This window comes from Nitrogeniibacter aestuarii, from assembly GCF_017309585.1.
GTDB lineage: Bacteria > Pseudomonadota > Gammaproteobacteria > Burkholderiales > Rhodocyclaceae > Nitrogeniibacter > Nitrogeniibacter aestuarii.
The window spans coordinates 2,723,519-2,748,406 of sequence record NZ_CP071321.1 but is presented as its reverse complement, the minus strand read 5'-3'; the positions used below and the strand labels follow the sequence as shown (position 1 = coordinate 2,748,406).

The following is a 24,888-nucleotide window of genomic DNA, read 5'->3' as shown; positions in this document are numbered from 1 at the left end:
GGATGAAGGCAATGCGCTTCGGACTGGGCGGGAGGTACTCTTCAGTAGGGGAGTCACCAGCCCTGTGCCTGACGTTGAGCGCGACTGATTTCATCTCGAAGTAGACGGTAGTGCCCATAGCGCCTTTCAGTAACCTGGCCCGCCGCCACCGCCGCGCGGATCGCACAGCCCGGCTCTTTTTCGTGGCGGCAATTTCGGAAGCGGCAGTCGCCCAGATACGGTGCGATCTCACGGAAGGTGTGGGCCAGTGCGTCCTGGTCGAGATGGGCCAGACCGAAAGCCTGAAGGCCCGGACTATCGATGAGTGCGCCTCCGCCAGACAGGGGGTACAGGCGGGTCGAGGTGGTCGTGTGTTTGCCTGAATCGAGGGCGTCTGAAATTTCCCGTGTGGCTGCATTGGCCTCCGGAATCAGCGCGTTGGTCAGTGTCGACTTGCCCATGCCGGACTGCCCCACGAGAATCGAGATTTCGTCCTTGAGATAGGGGCGTAATGCCTCGGCTTCCTGCCTGGCGACAGTCTCGATCACGTCGTATCCCAGCGCAGCGAACAGCGTCAGTCGCTCGCGCGCCTGGGGAAGCCGATCGGCGAGATCCACCTTGTTCAGCACGATACGGGCCTTGAGGCCCTGGTCTTCGACCGCGCACAGGCAGCGTGAGATCAGCTCGTCACTGAAACTCGGCTCGGTGGCGACGACAATGAAGACCTGGGTGACATTCGCGGCGAGCAGCTTCTCTTTGAATGCGTCAGAGCGGTGCAGAAGGCTGATGCGCGGTGCCGACTTCTGGATGACGCCTTCGCCATCGCTTGTCGGCTGGAACTCGACCCGGTCGCCGCACGCAAAGTTCGTCCGTTTCCCACGTGTGACGCAGCGCCATTGTTGCTGATCAGCGTCGATAACCTCGAAATGGCGACCGAAGGCCGCAACGATGGTGCCTGACTTCATGCGCAGGCGCTGGACAGGGTCATGGGGTCTCGAATTTGTAGTAGCTATTATTGAGGTAGGCGCCAATGTTGGCCTCGTCCTCGGGGAAGAGGTCAAGGCTGAGCATCGTGGTACAGGCCGTCAGCTGCGACTTGAGCCCGCTGACGGTGTTGACCTTGCGATCCGGGCGCAGATAGATGGCGCTGCCTTCTTCACCACCGAAATCCTTCTCATGGCACGCGATACATTTTTCGGCATGCAACGCTTTTCCCTCGGCCGGGTCGGCATGCGGAAAAGCCTCGGCATACGCGAGGTTGCTCCCGGCAAGCAGGGCAAACAGCAGGGTGGTTTTCATCGTCACTTCCTCCGGCTCAGGCCGCGCGCAATCGCTCAATGCGAATTGCCGCAGGCGGGTGGGAATCGTAGAAGTTCGAGTACAGGGGGTCTGGCGTCAGCGTCGCCGCGTTGTCCCGATAGAGCTTGACCAGCGCATTGACGAGATCTTCCTTGTCGGTGCGCGCCACCGCGTACGCGTCTGCCTCGAATTCATGCTTGCGGGACCACGCGCTCATGAGGGGCGACAGGGCATAGGTGAATACTGGCAAGGCGGTCATGAACAGTGCCAGTGCCATGGCTGTGGTGGTTGCGCTGGCGCCCAGCCCGGCAAAAAACCAGGGGGCCTGCATGAGCTGGTTCAGGATCCACAGCATGGCCAGAGTGACGACGGCCATGAGTGCCAGGCGCTTGACCACATGGCGACAACGGAAGTGGCCCAGTTCGTGCGCCAGAACTGCCTCGATCTCCGGTGGGTCGAGCTTGTCGAGCAGGGTGTCGAAGAAGACGATGCGCTTGCTGTTGCCGAAGCCCGTGAAGTAGGCGTTGCCATGTGCCGAACGGCGTGAGCCGTCCATCACGAAGAGGCCGCTGCTGCGAAAGCCGCAGCGCGTCAGCAAGGCTTCGATGCGCTGGCGCATGGGGCCGTCTTCGAGCGGGCTGAATTTGTTGAACATGGGCGCGATGAAGGTCGGATAGATCAGCAGCACCAGAAGGTTGAAGCCCATCCAGAAAGCCCACACCCACAGCCACCACAGTGTCCCCATGGCGTTCATGAGCCACAGAACGGCAGCGAGCACCGGCAGACCAATGACTGCTGCCAGGACGGCTGTTTTTGCAGCGTCGCTGGCAAACAGCGCCGGTGTCATCTTGTTGAAGCCAAAGCGGGCTTCCACGAAAAAGGTACGGTAGATCGACAGCGGCAGATCCACCAGCCAGCCGAGGACGCCAATGGACGCGAGAAAGGCGACGCCGTGGGCGATGCCGCCCGTCTGGAGAACGTCGGCCCACGCCTCGTGCAACCACTGGAGAACGCCGCCCAGTGTAAGGATCAGCACCCAGAGGGCACTGATGATCACGTCGGCGCGCGAAATGACGCTGCGTGCCACGGTGTAGTCGGCGGCTTTCTGATGCGCGCTCAGGCTGATGGCTTCGGCGAAGTCGGCAGGGACGTGAGCACGGTGTTTGTGCACATGACGAGCATGCCGGGTTGCGAGCCAGAGCTTGAATGCCGTTGTGGCTGCGAGAAAGAAAACGAAAATCAGGGAAAAGCTGCTGTTGGTCATGTCTGTCCGTTGGATCGCACTGTCAAACGACCGGCCTGCTTGAGGCGGCCGCGACCTACCTTATGTGACACAATGCGCGTTTATTCGTTCTGCGGCGAAAATTATGGCACAACCGAACCCGACCCACCTGATCTGGCTGGACATGGAGATGACCGGTCTGGAGCCGGACAGTGACCGGATCATTGAACTGGCCATCGTGATCACTGATGGCGAACTCAACACCATCGCCGAAGCGCCTGTGCTCGCGGTGCACCAGCCCGATAGCGTCATCAACGGCATGGACGAGTGGAATACGCGTACGCACGGACAGTCCGGCCTGATTGATCGCGTCAGGGCGTCACGCCTTGATGAGGCTGCGGTCGAAGCCCGGATGCTCGAGTTCATTGCCCAGCACGTGCCCGAGCGCACCTCGCCCATGTGCGGTAACTCGATCTGTCAGGATCGGCGCTTCATGGCGCGCTATATGCCCAAGCTCGAGGCCTGGTTCCATTATCGCAATCTGGATGTCTCCACCCTCAAGGAGTTGGCGCGCCGGTGGCACCCCGAGGTCGCCAAGGGCGTGAAAAAGCTGGGCAAGCACGAGGCACTCGCGGATATCCACGAGTCGATTGAAGAGTTGCGCCACTACCGCACGCATTTCCTGCGCATGCCGGAAGCGGGTTGATACTCAGCGTGGCGTGCGCTCGTTCAGATAGAGTCTGATTTCTTCACGTTTGTTGCCGCCGCCACGCGCGTAGGTCCATTTGGCATGCCAGTCGGCGTCAAGAACTCGCGGCCGCTCCAGGCCGTACGCAAGCACGGCGTCACAGCCGGATCCAGCGGCTTTGAACGCCTGGGTCCGGATGCCGGCAAAGTAATCGAGCGAGACGCGCAGGCTGGGTGATACGTCGAGCCGTTCAATGCAGCGAACGGGATTTGCGGCCAGCACGGCCTGCAGGGACTCCGCGGCCGGACGATAGCTCTTGCCATGCTCGAACCAGGGTTGCAACAGCATGACTGCCAGGCACCACAGCATGGTCATGCCGGCAGCCCAGTTCTTGGCGCCGCGGTACGGGCTGCGACTGGAGTTGATCAAGAGGCCAAGCCAGAGCAGGCACAGCACCACACCGATGATTGAAGGGATGAGTGTGTCGCCGACCACGAAATTGGGGGCGACTTTGGCCACATGGCGGCTCAGGCCGGGTGGCCACGACAGGGTCAGCGCCGTCCAGCCGATCCACAGCAAGATCGCAAAGACCGCGAAATTCATCCCCGAAAACCAGTTGAAGAAGTTTGCCGCGCCTCGACGCAAGGTAATCAGGCCGGCAGAGGCGATCATCGCAAACGGCACGATCAAAGGGAGCGCATTGGCGGGCCGCAGAGTGCCCAGGAGCAGATAGCTCAACAAGGCGATCAGGGTGCAGGCAATGAGCATTCGCCAGGTTGGCCGGTTCAGACGATGGCGTTCCCGCCACAGTGCCCAGCCGGCAACGGGCCAGAGCGGCCAGATGAACCAGCCCAGCAGGCCGAAGACGCCTTCGGCGTCCATGAGTTTGCCGGGGTTGGGGGTCAGGCCGAGCAGGTGGACCTGCCACCACAAGGTGAGCAGTTCGCCCTGTGCGGACGAAGCGGGGACGAGCCATGCCGCAGCCGTGGCGATGGCTGCGCCAACGCCAACCAGCATGGCCACGACACCGGGCAGAAAGAAAAGGGCCGGGGCGACAAAGATGACGGCTTGCACACCGTTGGCCAGAAACGCCAGACCGACACCGAGTCCGGCGGCAACGGCGCCGGCCAGGGGGCGCCGTGTCGTGTAGGCCACGCCCCAGAATGTCAGCGCCTGTGTGGCCATGACCGCGAGCAAAGGCTGGGTTTCGTGGGCATGAACGACCAGGCCGAGCGTGCCCAGAAGCAGCAGAAATGCCGAGGGACGGGCAGGGTCACCATGAAGTCTTCTGGCGCCGTCGGCGCACAGCCATAACGTCAGTCCAACCATGAGCGCGCTGGCGAGGCGGGCGCCGTCATGCCAGGGCAGTATCCACGCGGTGAGCTTTGCAGTGAGCGCCGCAACCCAGTAGTAAAGCGGGGGATATTCGAGAAAGGGCTCGCCGACGATGTGCGGAATCAGCCAGTGCTGACCGTTGAGCATTTCGAGCACAGGGCCGAAGAATCGCGCGTCGTCACCGCGCCAGGGGTCGTGGCCAACCACGCCAACCAGCAGATAGATCAGCGCCATCGCCCACATCACCACGGACCGGGGCGGTCGGGGCGCGGGCGGGGCAAACGGATCAGGGCGGGTGGGGTTCATGCGTTCGAGGCGTTTCTGTGCGGGGGCGATTTTACTGCAAGGCGGCGACAGCTGCGGTCGGGTGGTTCGACCTGGCAACAAAAAAGGCAGCCGGAGCTGCCTTTTTCAGCAATGCGCCGGTGATTAACCGCGCTGCACGTTGCCGTACTTCTGGCGGAAGCGCTCGACGCGACCTGCGGTGTCGACGATCTTCTGCTGACCGGTGTAGAACGGGTGGCACTCAGAGCACACTTCAATGTGCATCTGCTGCTTGCCCATGGCAGAACGGGTGGTAAAGACCTTGCCGCAGCTGCAGGTGATTTCCACTTCGTTGTAGTTGGGATGGATGTCCGCTTTCATTTGATTCTCGCTGTATTACGCGGGCGGCGGTTGTGACCACCCTAGATTCGGAAAAACGAGCATTATTCTCCAAAACGCTTGACGGATCAAGCGTTTTCGGGTGTCTGCCACTTTGTCTGCGATCCGGGCACGGCTACAATGCGACCGCGTGAGCCGGAAAGTCTCAGTCAAGCAGCGTCAGCACGTTCTCGGGTGGCCGGCCAATGATTGCGCGATGACCGCGAACGGCGATCGGGCGTTCGATCAGTTTGGGGTGCGCGAGCATGGCGTCGATCCACCCGCTGTCATCGAACTCTTTGCCCTTGTACTCGGCCTTGTAGATGTCTTCGCCGGTACGGATGAGATCGTGCGGCGAGATGCCCAGCTTGGCGATGATGTCGGTGAGGGTGACTCGGTCGGGCGGTGTTTCCAGGTAAAGGACGACGTCGGGTGTCACGCCTTTTTCTTCGAGCAGTGCAAGGGCGTTGCGGCTCTTCGAGCAGCGCGGGTTGTGATAGAAGGTGATCGTCTCGGCCATGCTAATACCAACGGTGTCGAAAATGGATGGATGGATATTAACCTGTGACGCTTTGCGGGTGCGCCGGTGCGGTTGATGCTTGCGCCCATGGAGGGGCTCGCAGACGAGGTCCTGCGCGATGTGCTCACCTCGCTGACGCCCTATGACCAGGCAGTGACGGAGTTCATCCGGGTCTCCGCTGCTGTCGTGCCGCGTCGCGCATTTCTGCGAATCAGCCCCGAATTGCGCAATGGCGGCCGGACGCCATCGGGCACCCCGGTTCAGGTACAGCTGCTCGGTTCTCACCCCGAGCGAATGGCGCTGAGTGCAGCCACTGCGCTGCCCCTGTCACCCGCGGGTATCGATCTGAACTTCGGATGTCCTGCGCCCACGGTCAACCGCAATCGAGGCGGTGCCGTGCTGCTTGACGAGCCTGAAACGCTGCACAGCATTGCGACCGCCGTTCGCCAGGTCATGCCGGTCGGTGGGCCGCCGCTGACGGCCAAGATGCGACTCGGTGTGGCCGACAAGGGGCGCGCCATCGAGTGCGCCCAGGCACTGGCCTCGGCCGGCGTCGAGCGGCTCGTGGTGCATGCCCGGACCAAGGCAGAAGCTTATCGGCCGCCGGCTCATTGGCAGTGGGTCGCGCGTATCGCCGATTCGGTCGACATTCCTGTCGTCGCCAACGGGGAGGTGTGGACGGTCGAAGACTGGATGCGTTGTCGAGCCGAGAGTGGCGTGGCTGATGTGATGATTGGCCGTGGGGCGGTCGCAGATCCGTTTCTGGCACGCGACATTCGCGCCGGCATTGTTCGGGATGCGGCCGATCCTCGCGCCGATGACTGGGCCCGGATCGAATCGGCCATCGCCTATTTCTGGTCCCGGGTGCGGGCCAAGGTGGAGGCTCGCCATGCACCGGGACGTCTCAAGCAATGGCTCAACATGATGTCGCGTCGTTATGAACAGGCGGCCACGCTGTTCGCCCATGTGCGTCCGCTCCGTACCGCTGCCGACATTGACGCTGCGCTGCTTGGGCTGGGTATCACGTGCGACCGTCAAGCGGCCTGAGCCCCATCGGAATGACATGAGTTACGCCAATTCCAAGATCCCTGTGAGTGCGCAGCAAGGTGTTCACGAGAAGCTGGTCGAACGCGTCGAGCGACACCGTGACAGCCCGTTCAGAAAGCCATATACGGAATACAACCTGCAGGCGTTTGAAGGTGCGATGGCGGCCTGGGATCGTGCGTCACCGCTGATTCTCGATGCCGGCTGCGGTGTCGGGCACAGCACCATTGCGCTGGCGCGTGCCTTTCCGGACCATTTCGTGTGGGGTGTGGATCAGTCGGAAGATCGCCTCAACAGGCGCAAGCCGTACCCGGAAGCGCTGCTGCCGAAGAATATGTTGCTCGTGCGGGCGGATCTGGTCGATTTCTGGCGCTTGCTCGCTGACGAGGGGGTGAGCCTGGCGCGCCATTACATCCTCTATCCCAACCCGTGGCCCAAGATCGGTCATGTGGGGCGCCGCTGGCCGGCACACCCGGTGTTTCCATTCATTCCTCGTCTGGGGGGCGTGCTTGAGTGCCGGACGAACTGGCAGGTCTACATTGAAGAGTTTTGCGCGGCACTGGGTGTCCTGCTCGATCAGCCGGTTGGCTGGGAGACCTTCGACGCCCCGTCACCGCTGACACCGTTCGAACGCAAGTATCGCGATTCGGGGCAGCCACTGTATCGCGCCAGCGTTGATTTGCGCGGCATCTGATTGCTTGCCGTGGATTGCCGAAAGGTGCATGCTGCGTGCGCGAGCGAATGGACGCTCGCGTCGTCCGGGAGACAACGATGGTTGAAATGAGTGATGAAGACGTGGGCCTGAACGAGGCTGAGCTGGACGAGCTGGAATCACTCCTGGTCTCCGATGTGGTCCCTGACGATTGCATGGGGCTTGAGATGCTCGATGGTTATCTGGCTGCCGTCGTGCTTTCGCCCGAGCCGCTCCCGACCGGCACATGGCTCCCGCGTGTCTGGTCCGACACTGAGAGCATGCCGGAAGGCAAGGGTGTTCAGCGCCTGGTGTTGCTCGTTCTGGCCTATCACGATGAAGTGGCGTTCACCATGGGTGACGAGGATGGCTGGGAGCCGTTCTGCTATGCGGCGGAGGACAACGAAGAAGACGTCCGCCTGGGTGATGAGTGGATGACCGGTTTCGAGCTCGGCCTCGAACTGTGGGACGAGGACTGGCGTGACGCGCTCGACGACCATGATGCTGACACCTGGGATGGTCTGATCGACAAGGCCATGGGGCCGTGGATGGCCGAAGACATGGAAGAGGCGACCGATGACGAGCGTCTTCAGTGGCTCGAAGACACCGGGGCCGCCGTGCGTGCCATGTACCACCTGCGTGTCGCCTGCGAGCTGGCGGCTGTGCCGGCAGCAAGTCAGCCCGTGGGGGTGTCCGATCCGGCCGCGGCCGGGCGGAACGAAGCGTGTCCGTGCGGTAGCGGCAAGAAGTTCAAGCACTGCTGTGGCGCCGACGACTGAACCCAAGCCTGATCCATGCACGACCTGCGGCGCCTGTTGCGCCGCTTTTCGTGTGGACTTCCATGTCAGCGAGCTTGAAGACGCTCAGGGTCGGGGCGTGCCGAAGGACATGACGGTCATGGTCACCCGGACTCTGGTCCGCATGCGCGATACCGACGCTGCGCCGCCTCGGTGTATCGCGCTGCGCGGTGAGGTCGGTCGATTCGCTTACTGCAGCATCTATGACAGCCGCCCCTCGCCTTGCCACGACTTTGCGCCCTACGCTCCGCTGGGGCTGGGTGACGATGCATGTACCCGTGCGCGTGCGCGTCACGGGCTGAAGCCCCTGGGTGACGAGCGCTCCGTTTAGCAGGTGGGTGTCACGCGTGGTGGCCTGTGGTTTTCCTCACGGCGTGGGGTATTCTCTGATCAATTTCCCGATGTCATGGCCGATAGAATCTCTGGATTGCGCGCCGGGCGACCGTCTCGGGAAAAACAACACTGAATCGGACGCCCGACAGGTGGGGGTGTTCCGGAGGAAGCATGGGGGAAGTGAATTCGATGAGCATTGAATCGAAGCGGGTCTTTCGCGTTGTACGACGTTGCTTGCTGGCACTGGCGGTGAGCGCGGCGGCTGTGCCGGTACTGGCGGAGCAGACGATCAAGATTGGTGTGTCCGGCCCGTTTTCCGGGGGGAGTGCGCCCATGGGCAACAGCATGCGCATGGGGATAGAGATGGCCGTGGACGAGATCAATACCTACGTGGGTGGGGTGCTCGGGCGCAAGGTCGAGCTGGTTCTGCGCGATGATGAGTCCAACCCCAAGAAGGGGGCTGAAATCGCCAAGGAGTTGATCGAAAAGGAAAAAGTGGCGGTGACTGTCGGGGTCGTCAACACCGGTGTCGGTCTGGCCAGCATCGATGCCTATCAGCAGGCCGGGGTGCCCTTGCTGGTGGCCGTCTCCACCGGGGCAGAGCTGACCAGACGCTATGCGCCGCCAGCCGCGCCCAAGAATTTCATCTTCCGCATGTCGGCCCCGACGGCTGTCAGCAATCGCTTCATGGCACGTCACCTGGTCGAACGACTGGGTATGAAGCGCATTGCCATTCTTGCCGACGACACCGGTTACGGCGAGGCGGAAATGAATGATCTGGTGGCTGCACTGAAATCCCTCAAGACCGAGCCGGTGCTCATCAAGCGGTTTTCGATCGGTGATCGGGACATGCGTAGTCAGCTGGAGGCCGCGCGCGGCGCCGACGCCCAGGTGTTGGTGATGTACGGGATCGGTCCGGAACTGGCGGCCATTGCGCGCAATCGCCGGGACATGGGCTGGCAGGTGCCCACCTTTGCGAGCTGGACCATCTCCATGCGTAACTTCCTCGATGAGGCGGGGGAAGCGGGCACTGGCGTGATGGCAGCGCAAAGCTTCATTCCGGGCTCCGAGAGCCCGCGGCATCGCTCATTCATCAGCGAGTTTCGCCACCGTTACGGCAATGACGCCATGGAGTCGGCCATGTCGGCGGCTCAGGGCTATGACGCCATGCGCGTGCTGTTCAATGCCATGTCCTCGGCAGGCTCAACCGACGGGGATGCCATCCGTAACGCGCTCGAGCGGATTGATCGCGGCGTCGAGGGCGTGGTGTCCACCTACATCCACCCGTTCAGTGCCGACGATCATGATGCCCTGACGGAGAACATGCTGGTGCTTGGCGTGGTGCGTCAGGGGCGTATCGAGTACGCCTTCCAGGAAGACGCCAGACGCAGTTTCGCGGTGCGCCGAAAAGAGCAGTAAATCGCTCGAAACCTATTGATTTGCGTAAGGAAATCGATATAATCCGCGCGCCGTATTCGATGGGCTGAGCCTACAATTCGTCAACGCGTCGTTCGTTCCGGGCGGCGTTGTCCAGCAGACGCACTGCGTCATCGAGTCGGTGGTCACGACCATGGTGGTCGTGACCGGCGTGATCAAAGCGTGTGTTGGACATGACAGACCCGAATCCGTGTCTTGGGTGCGGCCTTTGCTGCACGCATTTCCGTGTGTCTTTCTATTGGGCTGAGGGCGATGACGCGCCCGGGGGCTACGTGCCGGCCCATCTGACTGAAAAAGTGAATGACTTCTATCGGTGCATGAAGGGGACGGGGCAGGCGCCGCGTCGATGTCATGCTCTGGAAGGGCAGGTCGGCGAGTCGGTCGCCTGCCGTATCTACGAGCAACGGCCCAGCCCGTGCCGCGAATTCGAGGTCTACCTTGAAAACGGCGAGCCCAACCCCCGCTGCAACGAGTTACGCCTGAAGGCCGGTTTGAGCCCACTGGAGTGGGCGCCGATGCCCTCCGCTGCCTAGCGGAGTCAGCGACGGCAGGCGACGGCGCGCAGGGCGTTCATCGGGCCGGCGGAGACGAGCTCATCGAGTGCCTCTTGGCGCTTCACGAACAGTGAGCCGGCGAATCCCAGTGCATTGATGGACATCTCACGCCAGTGTTCGGCGCGGCGGGGAATGAGCCACATCCAGCCGCGCGTCAGCAGCAGGTTGTAGGGTGCGGGGTGGTGATCGCCAGCGGGCAGACCGGCGCGCTCGAGCAGCGACCGGTAGACCTCGAGCAGGTGAGGACCGGCATTGCCGCTTGTCCACAGACCCGGGTCGAGCGGCATGAAGGCATGGCGGAAATCCAAGGGCGTCAGCGGCGCGCTCAAGGCCTCGGGCAGGCACTGGGCGAGCGGCGGACACTGGGGAATCCATTGAAGATGCTTGTGGGCCTGACTGGCGCCTGCGAGTGCGCCGCCGTTGTAGAAGCCAAGGCCGGCATTGCGCTCGATCAGCGGCGCGATGGCTGCAAAATCGTCGGCGCAGAGGGCATCTTCCTGCGGTTCGAAATCACGGGTCACGATCAGCAGATGCCGGCTCATGACCGGAAACTTGTTCAACAGCAGGCGATGCCTCGGGGCGATGTCGCCAAGGGTGAGGGCCGGCTCCGGCTGTGCGAACGGATTGTGGGCCGACTGCCGGCCAGGCTTGGCCACACGGGGTTTCAGCGCTTGTGTCGATACCCACTTGACGAGAAACGGCAAACCCTCGTGTTCGACGATGCGTGATTCGGTCGCAATGGGCAGCAGCACGCCCCTGGCCAGGGCAGCGTGGACAAATTCATCGATTTGATGTTCGGTGGGGATCAGAATGTCAGGCATCGAAAGACATATCAATAAATCTCGGTGGGCACACTTCAGGCGAGCCCGTGCGAGCCGTTAAAAAATCCACTGACCGAATTGCCGATTGCAAGGGGCCGAAAGGATGCATGTTCTCATTGTCGATGATGTCGCCGCCAACCGGCGTTTACCGGAAGTGGTGTTACGTCGCGCGGGCATCCCCGTGACGAGCGTCGATTCCGGAGCCGCTGCGCTCGATGCCATTGCGCACGGCGATTTCAGCGTGGTGCTGCTCGACCTGAACATGCCCGAGATGAGCGGAATCGATGTCTGCCACAGCTTGCGTCGCCAGTACTCGCCCGATCAACTCAAGCTGGTGGCGTACACCGCCTTTGTGACCGAAGAGGATCGTACCCACCTGCTGTCGCTCGGCTTTGACGATCTTCTCGTCAAACCGGTCACGCCCAGAGCCATCCTCACGGCGGTGGGCTCCATGACTGACAGCGATTCAGTGTCCGTTCTGCCGACTGCGTCTGGCGAACCACTCCCAGATCAACCCCCCCGGTAACTCGTTGCCCGTGAGCACGTAGGTGAGCGAGTGCTCGTTGTCGAGCGTGAGCGAAAAAGCGTGTCGTGAAGGGCGCATGCCCACCATCAGCAGTTCGTCGCCGGGCCGCAGCCGGGTGCTTGGTGACGGGTCGATCAGATGGTCGTCGTCATCGCGTTGCAGATAGACCGCTTCGGCATCAAGGGGCGCGTTTCGATTGTGCGGACTGCGCAGCAGTTGTCCAATCGTGATCTCTTCCTGATCGTTCATCAGGCGTTTGTAGAGCGCCGGCGCTTCCCGGAGATTGAGCCTGACGCTCCAGACGTGGGGGGCGTCCCAACCGAAACGCCCGGTCAGTCGCTCAAGCAGTTTCTGTGACCATTCGTCGTCGCGGTCGTGAATCTCTTTCAGGAAGGGTTCGAGCAGTGGAGTCGTGACCACGGCCAGACATTCGTTGGCAATGATCTGGCTCGGCACCACAGTCACATCGGCCTCGAATGCCTCGAACAGTTCATGATTGGTGTAGTGATTCATGCGCAGGATCACGAACAGGTCCGGATTGAGTTCGCGCGCGGTCATGACGATGGAAAGATTGTCCATGTCGTCACCCGTGCTGGCGACTATCCCCACTGCGTGCTGGATGTTTGCGCGTTCGAGCACGGCGGCACCCGTGCCGTCGCCCCGAACGTGGCGATGACCGTCCTGTTCGCCCGGCTCGCGATCGATGATGGTGACCGGAACATCTTCCTGATCGAAAGCCTCCACCAGTATCCGCCCGAAATCCCCGTAGCCGCACAGCACCCACTTGCCGATCGGTGGATCGCGATGTCGGGTGACGGTTGCCCCGGGTTGGCCCGTCAGCCAGGTGAGCAGGTGGTAGGAGTTGGGCGCATGAAGCGCCTGGGCCAGATATTCGGCAAATTTCTCGTACGGATTGATGATGTGGCGCGTGCCGAACGAAGCCATGTTGGCGCCCACCTCGATGGACTCGGCCCGACACAGCGCGGGGGTCTTCGGGGCCAGCAGGCGGGCCGAGATGGCGATCGCCAGATTGGCGTGATCATCGTTGGTCAGTGCCAGTACGCCGCGGCAATTGGGCTTGCCGAGTCCGGCCATGCGCAGATGCGACGGATTGCTGGCATCGGCACCGAGCACGGGAATATCGGCGTAGTGGTTGTGCAGGTCCACTTCCCCGACCCGGCGTGCGTCGGTTTCGAGCACAACGGCGCGCACACCCATGCGATCGAGGGCTCTGACCACCAGACGGCCCGTCTCTCCGTAGCCGGCAATGAGGTAGAAGGGTTCGGTCATGCGCGAGACGACACGGGTAAAGCGTTCGGTAAAGACTGCGTCCTGAAAGGTTTTGTCCTGTAGCAGGGCGAACAGCGAACCGAGGGTATAGGCCCAGCCGATCACGGCCATGTAGATGCAGATGAGCACCCACAGACGCTGTTCGTCGGTGAAGGTCTCCGGGATCTCCCCGAAGCCGATGGTGGTGGCGGTGTAGCTGATGAAATAGAAGGCATGAAAGAAACTCATGCCGTCGCCATCGTTGCCCGGCACCAGGGTCAGACCCAGCACCGAGACGGCGTAGATCGAAATGAGCGTGATCAGCGGCGCCCGCAGGCGCCGCATGGCGAGAAAAAGCGTGCTGAGGTGCGTTTCGCCCTTCATCGACGCTGCATGATGGTTTCGGTGATCAGGATGACGATCGAGATGATGTTGGCGAGCATGGCGCCGCCGGACAGGGAAACCACCTTGGCCGTGATGTCAGGCGACATGCCCACCCCGGCCACGTGTACGCCATACCCCCAGACCATGGCCGCCGCGATCAGCTGCAGGTCGGCCACCAGCGAGGTGGCCAGGTGGACAGCGCCGATCTGGGTGCGATCGCCAAACTTGAGCACGGTGGCGATGAAGCTCACCACAATGGCGGCGAACAGCTCATAGATGTCGTGATGGGCCGGATTGTCCAGATCGCCCACGAAAAAGCCGAAGTTGAGCGTGGCGGCCAGAACGATGAAGAAGCCGAAGATGACTTTTTCGAGATTCATGCGTGGACGATCCTGTCGTCAGAATGGAACCCGATTATAGGAGGCCCTTGCCGGGCTGTCAGTCGGACAGGATATCGCCGTCCAGATAGAACCAGCGTCCGTCTTCACGCAGGAAGCGGCTGACCTCATGCAACACGTGTGCTTTGCCGCCGATCCGGTACCGGGCAATGAACTCGACCGTGGCGCGCTCGTCGGCAGTCTCTTCGGCGCAGACAACCGTCAGGCCGATCCAGCGTGGATTGTCATCCAGGTCCAGCGCGTCAGGCCGTGTCGAGGCGTGCCAGCTCTCCAGCAGGTAGTCGCGGGCGCCGGTGGCGAACGCGGTATAGCGGGATCGCATGAGCGCCTCGGGCGTCGGGGCTGCCTGCCGGCCCTCGATGATCGGGCCGCAGCACAGATCGAGGCGGGCCGGGCGGCCGCACGGACAGGGCACGGGTTTCTTTTTCATGGGGCATTCGGGAGCGGTCGAGCGCGCCATTGTCGCCGAGTACCGTCGTTCGCTCCAAGCGCGCCGGGCGAGATGCTGTTGAACATCGAGTCCGAGTGCGGGCAATGCGGCAGGCAACGTTCAAGACTCCATGGTCGAGCAGAGCGCTAACTTGTGTCGCGGTCATTCAGAGGGAAAACAGGGGTCCTCCGCAGTCAGCCCGGCGGCCACGTCCGTCATGGCATGTGGCTATGCCAGACTGAAGCTGCCGCCCGTTGGGCCGCAGTTCCCTTACCGGATACTGGGTGGGATGTAGACCGGCGGAGGCGGATCGGTGCGCCGATTCATGCTTCCGTGGAAGGAAGGCCAGGGGCCCAGTGGCAAGAGCTCGATGTCCGCTTTGCCGGCCAGATTCGGGTAGTTGGCGTCGAAAACCGCCAAATCGCGTTGATGCATGTCTTTGACGATCGCGTGACCGGTGCCGAGGACGTCCATGCCGAAAATGTTTTCGCCCATGCCGACGAGCATGTGAAGGTTGCCGATATAGGTGACCCTTCCCGGACGAATGGTGAAGAGCAGGGGGTCAGGCGCCTGCGCGGGGCTCACGTGTATGCCTTGTCGGCTGTGCAGGCTCCAACGGGTGATCTTGTGAGTGCCGGCGGCAAGTCGCACGGCGTAGAGTTCCCCGTAGACCTCTTCGAACTCGCTGCCGCCGGCAATGCCGGGTACCACTTCTTTCAAGGAGACGAGCTGCCCGTCGTCGTCCAGCGAAAACGATGCGTAGAGGCCGCGGCCGCCTTCGTCATCGTGGGATACCGAGACGACCATGATGCCGTCTTTGGCCTCGGGTGAGAGCGTGGCGCTCTCGTCGATGTTCCTGACAGCACAGCCGGCAAGAAACAGCATTGCGCTCAGGCTTGCGATGAGTCTTGCGCATCGATTGATCATGAATGCCTCAACGGTCGGATGGCCCCGATCCTGGTGGATGGTTGTCTGGCGAAGGATATGCCGCTCCGTGCGGCGATGACAAGACGGTATGACGCCCGACATCGCCAGTGGCACGAAAAGAAAAAAGGGTGGCCCTGCAGGCCACCCTCGACGCTCTTGCTTGCCGACAGGGTCAGTTCATGATGTCGCGCAGGACGTAGGGCAGGATGCCACCGTGCTGGTAGTAGGCGACCTCGACGTCGGTATCGAGCCGCGAGCGAATGGGCACTTCCTCCGTTTCGCCCGAACTGCGGTGAATGCGCAAGGTCAGTTCCTGGCGTGGTGCAAGTCCGGCTTCGATGCCCTCGATGTCGAAGCTGTCATTGGGGCCAATCGCCAGAGACTCCCAACTGGTGCCGTCCATGAACTGAGCCGGCAGCACGCCCATACCCACCAGGTTGGACCGGTGGATGCGCTCGAAGCTGTTGGCCACCACCGCCTTGACCCCCAGCAGCAGGGTGCCCTTGGCCGCCCAGTCGCGAGATGAGCCGGTGCCGTATTCCTCGCCGGCAAAGACCACTGTGGGCGCATTGCCTGCCATGTATCGGCTTGCTGCGTCGAAGACGGTCGTCTGCTCCCCGTCGAAGAGCGTATAACCCCCTTCGATCCGTTTGCCGTCGGCATCGGGCGGCAGCATCAGATTCTTGATGCGCACGTTGGCGAAGGTGCCACGCATCATCACCTCATGGTTACCGCGTCGGGAGCCATATGAGTTGAAGTCTTTCTTCTCGACGCCGGCGTCGATCAGCCACTGGCCCGCCGGCGATGTTTCGCTGAAGCGTCCGGCCGGCGAAATGTGGTCGGTAGTGACCGAGTCCCCCAGCAGGAGCAGCGGTTTGGCCCCATGCACATCGCTGACCGGCGGGGGTGTCATGCCGAATCCGTCGAAGAAGGGCGGCTTGGCGATGTAGGTGGATTCGGGCCAGTCGTAGACGTCGCCCGTCGGGGCCGGGATTTCGTTCCACAATTCCACTTCGCCCGAGAAGTCGGTGTAAAGCTTGCTGAAGGTGACCGGGTCCTGGGCATAAGGCATGACGGTGTCGATTTCTTCCGAGCTGGGCCAGATGTCCTTGAGATAGACCGGTTTGCCACTGGCGTCCTGACCCAGCGCCTCGCTCGACAGGTCGATGTTTGCCGTGCCGGCCAGGGCGTAGGCAACCACCAGCGGTGGCGACGCCAGGTAGTTGGCGCGGATATTGGGGTGAATGCGGGCCTCGAAGTTCCGGTTGCCCGAGAGCACGGCGGCGGCCACCACGTCATGTTCGACGATGGCCTCGTTGAGCTCGGGGGCAAGATCGCCGGAATTGCCGATACAGGTCGTGCACCCGTAGCCCGCGAGCGTGAAGCCCAGTTCGCCCAGCGGCTCGATCAGCCCGGACTTGGTCAGATAATCCGTCACCACCCGAGATCCGGGGGCCAGCGATGTCTTGATATGAGGCTTGACCCGCAGGCCTTTCTCCACCGCCTTTCTGGCAAGCAGCCCGGCAGCGATCATCACGGCCGGGTTCGAGGTGTTGGTGCACGAGGTGATCGCGGCGATGAGAATATCGCCATGGCCAAGATCAACCCCTTTCATTTGGGTAGGGTAGCGCTCGGTGAGCTTTTCCTGCTTCATGGCAAAGCCGTTGTCGGAAGAGGGGGCAACGAACAGGGATTCGAAGGTCTTGCGCATGGCGGGCAGTTCGATGCGGTCCTGCGGGCGCTTCGGTCCGGCCAGCGAGGGAACGATCGTCGATAGATCGAGCTTAACCACCCGCGTGTAGTCCACGTCGCCAGCGCGGGGGATGCCGAACATCTCCTGCGCGCGGAAGTAGGCCTCGAAGCGCTCACAGGCGTCGTCGGCGCGTCCGGTCTTCTGCATGTAGTCGACGGTCTTTTCGTCCACCGGGAAAAAGCCCATCGTGGCGCCATACTCCGGTGCCATGTTGGCAATGGTTGCCCGGTCGGTCACCGACAGGCTGGCGGTGCCATCGCCGAAGAATTCGACAAAACAGCCGACCACTTTTTCCTTGCGCAGCATCTCGGTAACCGTCAGCACCAGGTCGGTCGCCGTGGTGCCTTCGGGCAGGGTGCCAGTGAGTTCGACGCCGATCACGTCGGGCGTGAGGATATAGACCGGCTGGCCCAACATGGCGGCCTCCGCCTCAATGCCGCCAACCCCCCAGCCCACGACGCCAAGACCGTTGATCATGGTGGTGTGGGAGTCCGTACCGACCAGGGTGTCGGGGTAGTACAGATCGTCGCCCGGGCGATTGCGCACGCCCTCGAAGAGATACTCCAGGTTCACCTGGTGGACGATCCCGATACCGGGCGGGACCACACGGAATCCATCAAAGGCCTGCATGCCCCACTTCATGAACTGATAGCGCTCGCGGTTGCGCTGGAACTCCATTTCCATGTTCTTGTGAAGGGCGTCGACGGTGCCGAAGAAGTCCACCTGTACCGAGTGGTCGACCACCAGGTCCACCGGCACCAGCGGCTCGATGGCGGCGGGCGAGCGGCCGGTGTCGTCGGCCACCGTGCGCATGGCCGCCAGGTCGCACAACAGAGGCACGCCAGTGAAGTCCTGCAGCACGACACGAGCCACCATGAAAGGCACCTCTTCGCTGCGCTCGCCTTGCGCCTGCCAGTTGGCCAATTGCTCGATATGGGTGCCGGTGATGCGCGTGTCATCCGCGTTTCGGGCAACAGCCTCAAGCAGGATGCGGATGGACACGGGCAGGCGCTTGATCTGAGGGAAACGCTCGGCAAGGGCTGGAAGGCTCATGAACCGGCCTTCATGGCCGCCAGGGGTCAAGAACGTGCGCTCGATGTCGTAAAAGTCTTTCACAATCGGTCCCTCAAAGTTGTTGTCTCCCTGAATTGGTCGACATCGCAGCCGAGAGGTTCCCAAGTCATGGATGGGAGGGTGGCTTGTTTTCGCTCAGGAGCATCAAGTCGAAGCTGATAGCGATCTTTGTGGTCATGAAGGTCGTTCCCCTGATTCTGCTGGCACTCATTGCCTGGGCCGCCGCCCAGCGTCTCGGGGATACAGTGACCGAAGGGGCAAGCGCCCTGGCCGACCGGAGCCTCGCGGTGGTCAAGGAAATCGGTGCCGAAGCCTCATCGGATGCCATACGCGCCCTGGACGAACGGGCACGTCAATCGATCGAGCGTCTCACCACCGATACCGCCGCTGCGGTTGCCGCGTTTCTGTACGATCGGGACAAGGATGTCCTCGCCGCCGCCGATCTGGCCCCCGATGAGGCGGTCTACAGCCGCTTCCTGCAGCATCGAACGCGCACCTTGATCGATCACGGGCAGTGGCGTCTGAAGGCTGATGAGAGCGGCTGGGAGCCCGTGAAACCGCTCGTGGTTGAGCACCTCGCAGCCGACCCTTCACTGGCACTGGGCGACAACAATCGCTCGTTCAATGCGCGCCCGCCACGCCCAGTCGATGTTCAGAGCGATGCGCCGTTGTTTGTCGAAATGACCTTTGTCGACCTTGACGGACGCGAGCGTATCAAGATCAATGGTGACGGCCGCCGAGGCACGCTGAATGACATCACCCGGCAGGAAAACACCTTTGTCAAAGCGGAGAAATACTGGCCGGCGTTGAGCAAACTCAAACCCGGCGACATCTATGTGTCCGATGTCATTGGTGCCTACGTCGGGAGCCGGGTGATCGGCCCCTACACGCCGGCGAGTGCGAAGAAGGCCGGCATCGCCTACGAACCCGAAGCGTCGGCGTATGCCGGGATGGAAAATCCGGTAGGGCAGCGTTTCAAGGGCATCGTCCGCTGGGCAACGCCCGTGGAGCGCGGCGGTGAGATCGTGGGATACGTCACTCTGGCCCTCGATCATGATCATATCCGGCAGTTCACGGATCGAATCGTGCCGACCGACCGGCGCTACACATCGATCAACAACGCAGCCGACGGCAACTACGCCTTCATGTGGGACCATGAAGCCCGCGCGATTTCCCATCCGCGGGATTACTTCATCCCCGGATTCGATCCGGCAACCGGAAAGCGGGTCGCGCCGTGGCTGGACAAGGACACCTACGCGCAGTGGCAGGCTTCCGGGGAGGACATCGAGACCTTTCTGACTCACATGCTGCCGTTTGACGAGCAGTCCTTATCGAAGAAGCCGTCGGTCGACATGATCAAGGCGGGTACGGTGGCGCTCGATTGCCGTTATCTAAACTTCTCGCCCCAGTGCGCCGGCTGGGTCCAGCTGACCGAAAACGGAGGCTCGGGCTCTTTCCTGATCTTTTTCAGCGGTCTGTGGAAACTCACGACGGCGGCTGCCATTCCTTACTACACCGGGCAATACGGAGCGTCGGGCACGGGTTTCGGCTTCGTGACCATCGGCGCCAACGTCGACGAGTTTCACAGCGCGGCTACCGAGTCGGCCGACCGTATCGGGCGGATGGTGGAAGACAAACGAGTGCTCTTCGAACGCCAGCGTGGGTTCATTCTCGATTCCATTCAGAAAAACCTTCACCGCACGGCCTCGGAGCTGGGGATGTCGACGCTCGTGATGGTCATCGTGGTGATTGCCGTGGCCATCTGGATGGCGCGCTTCATGACGCGTCGGATTACCGACATCAATTCGGGTATCGGGCAATTTACGGCCGGTGATCTCGGGTATCGGCTCAAGGTGAAATCGCGTGACGAAATGGGCCAGCTATCGGTCTCGCTCAATCACATGGCTGACGCGGTTCAGGAGTCTTTTGCGCGATCCGAGGACGCGAGGCGACGGGCCGAGGAGGCCAATCAGCTCAAGTCGGACTTCATTGCCAGCATCTCGCACGAGTTGCGCACGCCGCTCAACGGCATCATGGGCTTTGCCGAACTGCTGGAACTCGAACTGAATGATCCCGTCAAGCGTGACTGTGCCACCACCATCAAGAATTCCGGGGCGCATCTGCTGAGTGTGGTGAATGATCTGCTCGATCTTGCCAAGATCGAGGCCGGCCGCATGGAATTGCGCCGGGAGACACTGGAATTGAAGCCTTTTCTCGAACGCAGCTTCGAAAGCCATCGGGCGCACGGGCAGGCCAAGGGGCTGAAAATGCGTCTTGAGCTGGACGACGCGCTGCCCGGCTCGATTGAAATTGATGAGCAGCGTTTGCGCCAGATCATCAATAATCTGCTCAACAACGCCATCAAGTTTTCAGACGAGGGCGAGGTCGCCATGTGTGCCCTTCGGAAAGGGGACCATCTTGTCATCGATGTACACGACTCTGGATGCGGTATCGCAGAGGATGACCTCGACGCGATTTTCGAGAAGTTCCGTCAGGTGGACCAGTTCCTGACCCGTGCGCAAGGTGGCACCGGCCTTGGCCTCGCGCTGGCACGCGAATTCGCCCAGATGCTCGGCGGAGATATCACCGTCCGGTCCGTGCCGGGCGAAGGCTCGACATTCACGCTCACGATTCCACTCACGTCACAGTAGCCCATGATGGAAAACGACCCGAAAACGAACGAGCATCAGCCGCGTCGCATGCTCATCTGTGATGACAATCCGGTCAATCGCAAGATCGCGAGCATGATGGCCAATCGCATGGGCTTCGAGGTCGTCGAGGCAGACAATGGCCTGGATGGCCAGAAAATTCTTGCGGCGCAGCAATTCGATGTTCTGCTGCTCGACATCAGTATGCCGGGCATGTCCGGCGACGAATTGCTGGCCGCCTATCTGGCCACGTCACCCAATCCACGTCCGCGAATCTTGGCCTATACTGCTCATGCATTTCCCGGCGAAAGGGCGCGACTGCTCGAAGCCGGTTTCGACGACCTGCTGGTCAAGCCCGTCAGTGTGTCCAGCTTCGAAGCCGCGTGCCAGTGAGGTGATCCCGACCGGGGAATGTGAGGGAACCGGATTGTGCGATTGCACATCTCTTTCACAATAACATGTATCATATATAAGACTTGGTGCTCGCTTGATGTGCGAGCCCCTGGTCGTTTGGCGTGATCGGCCCATCAGGCCCTGATTTGCACGTGATTTGGTACTTGAACCGTTAAGGAAGGACTCCATGCTAGAAGCCTATCGTAAGCATGCCGCCGAGCGCGAAGCGCTTGGTATCCCCGCGCTGCCGCTGGATAAGCAGCAGACTCTCGATCTGGTCGAACTTCTCAAGAACCCCCCGGCGGGCGAGGAAGACTTCCTGGTTGAACTGCTCACGTACCGTGTGCCGGCTGGCGTGGACGATGCGGCCAAGGTGAAGGCTGAGTTCCTCGCCAAGGTTGCCAAGGGTGAAGAGTCCTGTGGTCTGGTGTCCCGCGCCAAGGCCACCGAACTGCTCGGCACCATGCTGGGCGGTTTCAACATCAAGCCGATGATCGACCTGATCGACGACGCTGAAGTGGGCGGTATCGCAGCCGAGGGCCTGAAAAAGACCCTGCTGATGTTCGATTACTTCCATGACGTCAAGGAACTGGCCGAGAAGGGCAGCGCCAATGCCAAGGCCGTGATGCAGTCGTGGGCCGACGCCGAGTGGTTCACCAGCCGTCCGGAAGTGCCTGCTTCCATGAAGATCTCCATCTTCAAGGTGACCGGCGAAACCAACACCGACGACCTGTCCCCGGCACCCGATGCTTGGTCCCGTCCGGATATCCCGCTGCATGCGCTGGCCATGCTCAAGAACCCGCGTCCGGGCATCACGCCGGAAGAGCCGGGCGTCCGTGGCCCCGTCAAGTTCCTGGAAGACATGCGCGCCAAGGGCAACCTGGTGGCCTACGTCGGTGACGTGGTCGGTACCGGTTCCTCGCGCAAGTCCGCCACCAACTCGGTGCTGTGGTTCACTGGCGAAGACATCCCCTACGTCCCGAACAAGCGCTTCGGTGGCGTGTGCCTGGGCTCCAAGATTGCGCCGATTTTCTTCAACACCATGGAAGACGCCGGCGCGCTGCCGATCGAAATCGACGTGTCGTCGATGGAAATGGGTGATGAAGTCGAACTCAAGGTGAACACCGACACCGCTGTCGTGACCGCCTTCAAGAACGGCGAGCAGATCGCTGAAGCCCCGCTCAAGACCCCGGTGATTCTGGACGAAGTGCGTGCTGGTGGCCGTATTCCCCTGATCATCGGTCGTGGCCTGACCGCCAAGGCGCGCGAAGCGCTGGGCCTGCCGGTCTCCACCCTGTTCCGCCTGCCGCAGAACCCGGCCGATTCCGGCAAGGGCTTCTCTCTGGCACAGAAAATGGTCGGTCGCGCCTGCGGCATGCCGGAAGGCCAGGGCATCCGCCCGGGCACCTACTGCGAGCCGAAGATGACCACCGTCGGTTCCCAGGACACCACCGGCCCGATGACCCGTGACGAGCTGAAGGATCTGGCTTGCCTGGGCTTCTCCGCCGACCTGGTGATGCAGTCCTTCTGCCACACCGCTGCCTATCCGAAGCTGGTCGACGTGCGCATGCACCGCGAACTGCCGTCCTTCATCTCCAACCGTGGCGGTGTTGCCCTGCGCCCGGGTGACGGCGTGATTCACTCCTGGCTCAACCGTCTGCTGCTGCCCGATACCGTCGGTACCGGTGGTGACTCCCACACCCGTTTCCCGATCGGCATTTCCTTCCCGGCCGGTTCAGGTCTGGTGGCCTTCGCGGCCGCTACCGGTGTGATGCCGCTGGACATGCCCGAGTCGGTGCTGGTGCGCTTCAAAGGCAAGATGCAGCCGGGCGTCACCCTGCGTGATCTGGTCAATGCCATCCCGCTGTACGCCATCAAACAAGGTCTGCTGACGGTCGAGAAGAAGGGCAAGAAGAACATCTTCTCTGGTCGCATCCTCGAGATCGAAGGTCTGCCGGATCTGAAGGTCGAGCAGGCATTCGAACTGTCCGATGCATCTGCCGAGCGTTCTGCAGCCGGTTGTACCGTGCATCTGAACAAAGAGCCGATCGTCGAGTACATGAACTCGAACATCACGCTCATGAAGTGGATGATCGCCAACGGTTACGAAGACAAGCGCACCCTGGGTCGCCGTATCAAGTCCATGGAAGACTGGATCGCCAATGGCGAACTGCTCAAGGGCGACGACGATGCCGAATACGCTGCCGTCATCGAGATCGATCTGGCCGACATCAAGGAGCCGATCGTGGCCTGCCCGAACGATCCGGACGATGTGAAGACCCTGTCCGACGTGGCCGGTGCCAACATCGATGAAGTGTTCATCGGTTCGTGCATGACCAACATCGGTCACTTCCGTGCTGCCGGCAAGGTCCTGGAAGGCAAGTCGGACATCCCGACGCGCCTGTGGATCGCGCCGCCGACCAAGATGGACGCCATGATCCTCAACGAGGAAGGCTACTACTCGGTGCTCGGCAAGTCCGGTGCCCGTATGGAAATGCCGGGCTGCTCCCTGTGCATGGGTAACCAGGCGCAGATCCGCAAGGGCTCGACGGCCATGTCCACCTCCACGCGTAACTTCCCGAACCGTCTCGGTATCGACACCCAGGTGTATCTGGGTTCCGCCGAACTGGCTGCGGTGTGCGCGCTGATGGGCAAGATCCCGACCACCGCCGAGTACATGGCCCAGGTCGAGGCGCTGGGCGCCAAGGCCGGCGAAGTTTACCGCTACATGAACTTCGACCAGATCGAAGAGTTCAAGCAAGTGGCTGACACCGTCGAAGTCTGATCGACCTCGACCGCCAACGAAAAACCCCGCCAGTGATGGCGGGGTTTTTTATTTGGGGTACTTGTTCAAGGGTTGGCAGGGCACGCTGAAATCGACATGGATGTGTTCGTCGTGCCGTACCCATGAGCGCTTCGTCGGGATTGTCACCCGGCGCCTGACCTCTTTGCCGTGCTCGGAGGCATACAGCGCGGGTTGTAAATCGGGTGCAAAGATCACGCGTTGCACCCCGATACCGTTAGTACGCGCGGCGTCGGCCAGTGCCAGCATCAAGGCGCCAAGCGCATCGAAATCAATGACGAGGTCGTCGCTCCTGCCTGTGGCGTCGAACTCGATGTCGTAGCCGTAACGGTTGAACGCATGGGTGGGCATCGGAACGGGCGTGCCGTCATGTCGACGCACGGGCACCATCAGATCGACCGAGAGGCCATTCTGATGTGTCTTGTGGGGCTTGAACGAGCCGCCCGTTGCCCAGCCGCTTTCCGCAAACACATAGGGGACGCCTGGCGTCAGCGCTTCGAGGCGTTTATAGGCGCTTGTGAGCGTGTCCCGGACCTTGGCGTGCACATAGGTTCGCCCCAAGGCACTGGGCACGCGGCCGTACGTGTGGAAGTTGGCGCCGGCGTTCGGCAGGCTGACACCGCCTTCGAGCCGTCCGTTCGAAGGCGTGCCATAGCAGGTGCTTTCACCCGCCTGTGCCGGCGGGCAGAGGACGAAAGCAGCCAGCAGATAATGCCATTTCGGTAAGTGCATGGTGGGATTCTAGTCGTTTTCGAAGTCCCCCCGTTTCAGTGCCACGCGAGCCGCCCGGCGTTTAGCGCCCTGACTCTTTTCGTGTGCCCCGCCTCGATGCATGAGTGGCGAGAGCGCAAACGGGTTGCGTGGCCGGAGCGGGTTGTCGAACCGGACCGTCTCGGCCCGGTGTTTCTTCTTGGCCATGAG

At 61.7% G+C, this 24,888-nt stretch carries 26 protein-coding genes; 11 read left to right on the top strand and 15 right to left on the bottom strand.

The genetic code is table 11. The features are described from left to right. Window positions 1–53: 53 nt before the first annotated feature. From rsgA to J0W34_RS12650, 3 genes are read right to left on the bottom strand one after another with little or no spacing between them, the layout of a single operon-like run. On the bottom strand, window positions 54–944 hold the full coding sequence (gene rsgA, locus J0W34_RS12660; RefSeq protein ID WP_230969028.1) for a ribosome small subunit-dependent GTPase A: 891 nt from the start codon (window positions 942–944) through the stop codon (window positions 54–56). 19 nt (window positions 945–963) lie between these two features. Further along, window positions 964–1,278, bottom strand: a complete 315-nt coding sequence (locus J0W34_RS12655) for a hypothetical protein (protein WP_227814168.1) — start codon at window positions 1,276–1,278, stop codon at window positions 964–966. A 16-nt stretch (window positions 1,279–1,294) separates the two neighbouring features. After that, a complete protein-coding gene (locus tag J0W34_RS12650) occupies window positions 1,295–2,542 on the bottom strand; it encodes a M48 family metallopeptidase (protein WP_230969027.1) in 1,248 nt (415 codons plus the stop codon). Between the two features lie 103 nt (window positions 2,543–2,645). Between J0W34_RS12650 and orn the strand changes: the two genes are divergently transcribed. Continuing rightward, window positions 2,646–3,206, top strand: a complete 561-nt coding sequence (orn, locus tag J0W34_RS12645; protein ID WP_227814170.1) for an oligoribonuclease — start codon at window positions 2,646–2,648, stop codon at window positions 3,204–3,206. Window positions 3,207–3,209: 3 nt separating this feature from the next. Here orn and J0W34_RS12640 read toward each other — a convergent pair whose 3' ends face one another. From J0W34_RS12640 to arsC, 3 genes are all read right to left on the bottom strand, one after another. After that, window positions 3,210–4,829 (bottom strand): ArnT family glycosyltransferase, encoded by a 1,620-nt coding sequence (locus J0W34_RS12640; protein WP_227814171.1) that lies wholly within the window; start codon window positions 4,827–4,829, stop codon window positions 3,210–3,212. Window positions 4,830–4,952: 123 nt separating this feature from the next. Beyond that, window positions 4,953–5,168, bottom strand: coding sequence for a 50S ribosomal protein L31 (gene rpmE, locus J0W34_RS12635; RefSeq protein ID WP_227814172.1), 216 nt, complete (start codon window positions 5,166–5,168; stop codon window positions 4,953–4,955). 163 nt (window positions 5,169–5,331) lie between these two features. Then, window positions 5,332–5,685, bottom strand: a complete 354-nt coding sequence (arsC, locus tag J0W34_RS12630) for an arsenate reductase (glutaredoxin) (RefSeq protein WP_227814173.1) — start codon at window positions 5,683–5,685, stop codon at window positions 5,332–5,334. 75 nt (window positions 5,686–5,760) lie between these two features. Here arsC and J0W34_RS12625 point away from each other — a divergent pair, with 75 nt between their 5' ends. The 5 genes from J0W34_RS12625 to J0W34_RS12605 all read left to right on the top strand — a co-directional run bounded on the left by J0W34_RS12625 (window position 5,761) and on the right by J0W34_RS12605 (window position 9,969). Then, window positions 5,761–6,732, top strand: coding sequence for a tRNA dihydrouridine synthase (locus J0W34_RS12625; RefSeq protein WP_227814174.1), 972 nt, complete (start codon window positions 5,761–5,763; stop codon window positions 6,730–6,732). Between the two features lie 16 nt (window positions 6,733–6,748). Further along, window positions 6,749–7,423, top strand: coding sequence for a tRNA (guanine(46)-N(7))-methyltransferase TrmB (gene trmB, locus J0W34_RS12620; RefSeq protein WP_230969026.1), 675 nt, complete (start codon window positions 6,749–6,751; stop codon window positions 7,421–7,423). A gap of 77 nt (window positions 7,424–7,500) precedes the next feature. Next, window positions 7,501–8,199, top strand: coding sequence for a UPF0149 family protein (locus J0W34_RS12615; RefSeq protein WP_230969025.1), 699 nt, complete (start codon window positions 7,501–7,503; stop codon window positions 8,197–8,199). Beyond that, window positions 8,183–8,548, top strand: coding sequence for a YkgJ family cysteine cluster protein (locus J0W34_RS12610; protein ID WP_227814177.1), 366 nt, complete (start codon window positions 8,183–8,185; stop codon window positions 8,546–8,548). Before J0W34_RS12615 ends, J0W34_RS12610 begins: the two co-directional genes overlap by 17 nt. A 191-nt stretch (window positions 8,549–8,739) precedes the next feature. After that, window positions 8,740–9,969: an ABC transporter substrate-binding protein gene (locus J0W34_RS12605; protein WP_230969024.1), complete on the top strand. Its 1,230-nt coding sequence runs from the start codon at window positions 8,740–8,742 to the stop codon at window positions 9,967–9,969. Window positions 9,970–10,039: 70 nt separating this feature from the next. Here the strand turns inward: J0W34_RS12605 and J0W34_RS22230 are convergent, their stop codons facing one another. After that, window positions 10,040–10,162, bottom strand: a complete 123-nt coding sequence (locus J0W34_RS22230) for a hypothetical protein (protein ID WP_265332565.1) — start codon at window positions 10,160–10,162, stop codon at window positions 10,040–10,042. Here J0W34_RS22230 and J0W34_RS12600 point away from each other — a divergent pair. Continuing rightward, complete coding sequence (locus J0W34_RS12600; RefSeq protein WP_230969023.1) at window positions 10,161–10,520, top strand: YkgJ family cysteine cluster protein; 360 nt, start codon at window positions 10,161–10,163, stop codon at window positions 10,518–10,520. The genes J0W34_RS22230 and J0W34_RS12600 overlap by 2 nt on opposite strands. A 5-nt stretch (window positions 10,521–10,525) precedes the next feature. On the opposite strand, the gene J0W34_RS12595 is transcribed toward J0W34_RS12600, so the two are convergent. Next, complete coding sequence (locus J0W34_RS12595) at window positions 10,526–11,362, bottom strand: DUF4922 domain-containing protein (RefSeq protein ID WP_230969022.1); 837 nt, start codon at window positions 11,360–11,362, stop codon at window positions 10,526–10,528. A gap of 103 nt (window positions 11,363–11,465) precedes the next feature. Here J0W34_RS12595 and J0W34_RS12590 point away from each other — a divergent pair, with 103 nt between their 5' ends. Continuing rightward, window positions 11,466–11,888, top strand: coding sequence for a response regulator (locus tag J0W34_RS12590; RefSeq protein ID WP_230969021.1), 423 nt, complete (start codon window positions 11,466–11,468; stop codon window positions 11,886–11,888). Here J0W34_RS12590 and J0W34_RS12585 read toward each other — a convergent pair. The 5 genes from J0W34_RS12585 to acnA form a co-directional block, all read right to left on the bottom strand. Then, window positions 11,829–13,541, bottom strand: coding sequence for a potassium channel family protein (locus J0W34_RS12585; RefSeq protein ID WP_230969020.1), 1,713 nt, complete (start codon window positions 13,539–13,541; stop codon window positions 11,829–11,831). The two genes, J0W34_RS12590 and J0W34_RS12585, sit on opposite strands and share 60 nt — an antisense overlap. Beyond that, window positions 13,538–13,921, bottom strand: a complete 384-nt coding sequence (locus J0W34_RS12580; RefSeq protein WP_230969019.1) for a DUF6394 family protein — start codon at window positions 13,919–13,921, stop codon at window positions 13,538–13,540. Before J0W34_RS12580 ends, J0W34_RS12585 begins: the two co-directional genes overlap by 4 nt. 58 nt (window positions 13,922–13,979) lie before the next feature. Next, window positions 13,980–14,369, bottom strand: coding sequence for a YchJ family protein (locus J0W34_RS12575; RefSeq protein ID WP_230969018.1), 390 nt, complete (start codon window positions 14,367–14,369; stop codon window positions 13,980–13,982). Between the two features lie 270 nt (window positions 14,370–14,639). Beyond that, window positions 14,640–15,254: a hypothetical protein gene (locus tag J0W34_RS12570; RefSeq protein WP_230969017.1), complete on the bottom strand. Its 615-nt coding sequence runs from the start codon at window positions 15,252–15,254 to the stop codon at window positions 14,640–14,642. A 214-nt stretch (window positions 15,255–15,468) separates the two neighbouring features. Next, window positions 15,469–18,147: an aconitate hydratase AcnA gene (gene acnA / locus J0W34_RS12565; protein ID WP_407941173.1), complete on the bottom strand. Its 2,679-nt coding sequence runs from the start codon at window positions 18,145–18,147 to the stop codon at window positions 15,469–15,471. Window positions 18,148–18,248: 101 nt separating this feature from the next. Here acnA and J0W34_RS12560 point away from each other — a divergent pair, with 101 nt between their 5' ends. From J0W34_RS12560 to J0W34_RS12550, 3 genes are all read left to right on the top strand, one after another. Further along, window positions 18,249–20,774, top strand: coding sequence for a sensor histidine kinase (locus tag J0W34_RS12560; RefSeq protein WP_331001518.1), 2,526 nt, complete (start codon window positions 18,249–18,251; stop codon window positions 20,772–20,774). Between the two features lie 3 nt (window positions 20,775–20,777). Next, window positions 20,778–21,164: a response regulator gene (locus J0W34_RS12555; RefSeq protein WP_227814186.1), complete on the top strand. Its 387-nt coding sequence runs from the start codon at window positions 20,778–20,780 to the stop codon at window positions 21,162–21,164. A 187-nt stretch (window positions 21,165–21,351) separates the two neighbouring features. Continuing rightward, window positions 21,352–23,949: a bifunctional aconitate hydratase 2/2-methylisocitrate dehydratase gene (locus tag J0W34_RS12550; protein ID WP_230969015.1), complete on the top strand. Its 2,598-nt coding sequence runs from the start codon at window positions 21,352–21,354 to the stop codon at window positions 23,947–23,949. A 48-nt stretch (window positions 23,950–23,997) separates the two neighbouring features. On the opposite strand, the gene J0W34_RS12545 is transcribed toward J0W34_RS12550, so the two are convergent. Both J0W34_RS12545 and J0W34_RS12540 read right to left on the bottom strand, forming a co-directional pair. Then, window positions 23,998–24,699, bottom strand: coding sequence for a penicillin-insensitive murein endopeptidase (locus tag J0W34_RS12545; protein ID WP_230969014.1), 702 nt, complete (start codon window positions 24,697–24,699; stop codon window positions 23,998–24,000). Window positions 24,700–24,708: 9 nt separating this feature from the next. After that, window positions 24,709–24,885: a hypothetical protein gene (locus tag J0W34_RS12540; protein WP_230969013.1), complete on the bottom strand. Its 177-nt coding sequence runs from the start codon at window positions 24,883–24,885 to the stop codon at window positions 24,709–24,711. Window positions 24,886–24,888 lie beyond the last annotated feature (3 nt).

What these genes read in the sequence shown, in the direction of transcription:
- rsgA (WP_230969028.1), bottom strand. Translation starts at nt 944, where the DNA reads ATGAAGTCAGGCACCATCGTTGCGGCCTTCGGTCGCCATTTCGAGGTT.
- J0W34_RS12655 (WP_227814168.1), bottom strand. Translation starts at nt 1,278, where the DNA reads ATGAAAACCACCCTGCTGTTTGCCCTGCTTGCCGGGAGCAACCTCGCG.
- J0W34_RS12650 (WP_230969027.1), bottom strand. Translation starts at nt 2,542, where the DNA reads ATGACCAACAGCAGCTTTTCCCTGATTTTCGTTTTCTTTCTCGCAGCC.
- orn (WP_227814170.1), top strand. Translation starts at nt 2,646, where the DNA reads ATGGCACAACCGAACCCGACCCACCTGATCTGGCTGGACATGGAGATG.
- J0W34_RS12640 (WP_227814171.1), bottom strand. Translation starts at nt 4,829, where the DNA reads ATGAACCCCACCCGCCCTGATCCGTTTGCCCCGCCCGCGCCCCGACCG.
- rpmE (WP_227814172.1), bottom strand. Translation starts at nt 5,168, where the DNA reads ATGAAAGCGGACATCCATCCCAACTACAACGAAGTGGAAATCACCTGC.
- arsC (WP_227814173.1), bottom strand. Translation starts at nt 5,685, where the DNA reads ATGGCCGAGACGATCACCTTCTATCACAACCCGCGCTGCTCGAAGAGC.
- J0W34_RS12625 (WP_227814174.1), top strand. Translation starts at nt 5,761, where the DNA reads ATGCTTGCGCCCATGGAGGGGCTCGCAGACGAGGTCCTGCGCGATGTG.
- trmB (WP_230969026.1), top strand. Translation starts at nt 6,749, where the DNA reads ATGAGTTACGCCAATTCCAAGATCCCTGTGAGTGCGCAGCAAGGTGTT.
- J0W34_RS12615 (WP_230969025.1), top strand. Translation starts at nt 7,501, where the DNA reads ATGGTTGAAATGAGTGATGAAGACGTGGGCCTGAACGAGGCTGAGCTG.
- J0W34_RS12605 (WP_230969024.1), top strand. Translation starts at nt 8,740, where the DNA reads ATGAGCATTGAATCGAAGCGGGTCTTTCGCGTTGTACGACGTTGCTTG.
- J0W34_RS12600 (WP_230969023.1), top strand. Translation starts at nt 10,161, where the DNA reads ATGACAGACCCGAATCCGTGTCTTGGGTGCGGCCTTTGCTGCACGCAT.
- J0W34_RS22230 (WP_265332565.1), bottom strand. Translation starts at nt 10,162, where the DNA reads ATGTCCAACACACGCTTTGATCACGCCGGTCACGACCACCATGGTCGT.
- J0W34_RS12595 (WP_230969022.1), bottom strand. Translation starts at nt 11,362, where the DNA reads ATGCCTGACATTCTGATCCCCACCGAACATCAAATCGATGAATTTGTC.
- J0W34_RS12590 (WP_230969021.1), top strand. Translation starts at nt 11,466, where the DNA reads ATGCATGTTCTCATTGTCGATGATGTCGCCGCCAACCGGCGTTTACCG.
- J0W34_RS12585 (WP_230969020.1), bottom strand. Translation starts at nt 13,541, where the DNA reads ATGAAGGGCGAAACGCACCTCAGCACGCTTTTTCTCGCCATGCGGCGC.
- J0W34_RS12580 (WP_230969019.1), bottom strand. Translation starts at nt 13,921, where the DNA reads ATGAATCTCGAAAAAGTCATCTTCGGCTTCTTCATCGTTCTGGCCGCC.
- J0W34_RS12575 (WP_230969018.1), bottom strand. Translation starts at nt 14,369, where the DNA reads ATGAAAAAGAAACCCGTGCCCTGTCCGTGCGGCCGCCCGGCCCGCCTC.
- J0W34_RS12570 (WP_230969017.1), bottom strand. Translation starts at nt 15,254, where the DNA reads ATGCTGTTTCTTGCCGGCTGTGCTGTCAGGAACATCGACGAGAGCGCC.
- J0W34_RS12555 (WP_227814186.1), top strand. Translation starts at nt 20,778, where the DNA reads ATGATGGAAAACGACCCGAAAACGAACGAGCATCAGCCGCGTCGCATG.
- J0W34_RS12550 (WP_230969015.1), top strand. Translation starts at nt 21,352, where the DNA reads ATGCTAGAAGCCTATCGTAAGCATGCCGCCGAGCGCGAAGCGCTTGGT.
- J0W34_RS12545 (WP_230969014.1), bottom strand. Translation starts at nt 24,699, where the DNA reads ATGCACTTACCGAAATGGCATTATCTGCTGGCTGCTTTCGTCCTCTGC.
- J0W34_RS12540 (WP_230969013.1), bottom strand. Translation starts at nt 24,885, where the DNA reads ATGGCCAAGAAGAAACACCGGGCCGAGACGGTCCGGTTCGACAACCCG.